Source organism: Shewanella sp. P1-14-1 (assembly GCF_001401775.1).
In the GTDB taxonomy this organism is placed as follows: domain Bacteria; phylum Pseudomonadota; class Gammaproteobacteria; order Enterobacterales; family Shewanellaceae; genus Shewanella; species Shewanella japonica.
This window is the reverse complement of sequence record NZ_LKTL01000062.1, coordinates 1-1,452: the sequence shown is the minus strand read 5'-3', so window position 1 is coordinate 1,452 and position 1,452 is coordinate 1. Positions and strand designations below refer to the sequence as shown.

The following is a 1,452-nucleotide window of genomic DNA, read 5'->3' as shown; positions in this document are numbered from 1 at the left end:
TAATCAAACGCCGAATGTAGAGCTGCTGTCAGATCCACTGTTGTTGTCGGATTACTATTGCTTGACAAAGGGGAGTCCATGTAGCCTTACTAATGGGCGCAAAAATGCTTGACTAAACTTTGGAACGCAGTGACAAAAGCCAAGCTTTATTTGTCCTGTTTGAGTGGCTTGTTATATTCGCTTTCGAAGCCCCAACCATCACTTTTCCCGCCGTATTTTGTAGCTATGTCCGCAAAAGTCACCTCTACATGTGTAATATTTTCATGCGTCGGTGCCATGTTGACAGATACGTATACATCAAAGCCTTTCGAAACATCATTAGTATAAATTTTAACTTTAATGTTTTCGTACGAATGGTCGACTTCATATGCCATTTTTACAGCGGACTCTTCGTCGTTAAAAAGATGAAAGAAGTCTATTTCATATTCTCTATTTAGGTTTACTCCACGCTCAAACATGCTTTGTAATACTTGACCGTTTTCGTCATTTGGGTACTGCATTTCTTTTCCTAAAACATTAAAAGAGACGAATATGATTAGAGATAAATATATTGAACGCACAACCGATCTTCCCTGCGAATATAACGCCTTGTTAATTGGTGAGAAAACGCTGCCACCAAACTTTTTATGACCACCTTAACCACAAATGCTGACCATTACAAAAGTGCCGAGCGTTTTGGAATCCAGTTGAACAATTTGTTAAGTTTCTTTTTCTAGCCCAAATTTGTCTTTAATAAACTCTCTTGGGTTATCTAAAAATTCTGGACCAAGGGCTTTAAATGCAGATCTAGCTTCGTCTTTTGTTGCATTAAGGATTTCATTGAGTTTCATCATCATGGGAGACAATATTAGGATTTTGTGGGTAGCTAAATCTAGATTGCGTTTTGACAATTCCTCACTAATTTTCTCTTCAGGGAGGTGGAAATCACCAGAACTCCAATCTACATATAAGCACTCGTTTTTCCTATTGTTACTAAACTCTATTCCTGCCATTGAGCCACTAAGCACCTTTGCACCATCACTTGGATCCACACCTGCCAAGCCATATATCATTGCCGACATAAGGCGATCATTTACTAACTTTTGCTTATGGTCTCGAAAACGGCGATTTAGCCTTTTCCAATCAACTTTTAACCCACATTTAACTTCAATAGCGGTTCTATAAAGCATCAATGCTTTCGCGAACTCCTCGCGTGAGAAGTGTGAGAGCGCAAATGACCTTGCATACATTTGATGCTCATGTAAAAGCTTTGACTCTGTACACAATTGTTGAGCGTTCATAATGCACTTCATCGCACCTGCGATCAAAACATCTGGTTTTGCATTGTTTATTTTGTCTTGACTCACTTTAACCTCGAGAAACTTAACGCCCTAATAATGGGCAAAAAATTGTTGGCTAAAATGTTGAGGAACGAAAACAGCCAACTGTTTTTTGTCCTTATTAATTAGCTTG

General features: G+C 38.7%; 2 protein-coding genes. Both read right to left on the bottom strand.

Annotated features, from left to right (window positions below; translation table 11 throughout):
* Positions 1-146 precede the first annotated feature (146 nt).
* A complete protein-coding gene (locus AN944_RS20935) occupies positions 147-500 on the bottom strand; it encodes a ribonuclease E inhibitor RraB (RefSeq protein ID WP_055026579.1) in 354 nt (117 codons plus the stop codon).
* Positions 501-698: 198 nt separating this feature from the next.
* Positions 699-1,346, bottom strand: coding sequence for an AbiV family abortive infection protein (locus AN944_RS20930; RefSeq protein ID WP_055026578.1), 648 nt, complete (start codon positions 1,344-1,346; stop codon positions 699-701).
* Between the last annotated feature and the right edge of the window lie 106 nt (positions 1,347-1,452).

What these genes read in the sequence shown, in the direction of transcription:
- AN944_RS20935 (WP_055026579.1), bottom strand. Translation starts at nt 500, where the DNA reads ATGCAGTACCCAAATGACGAAAACGGTCAAGTATTACAAAGCATGTTT.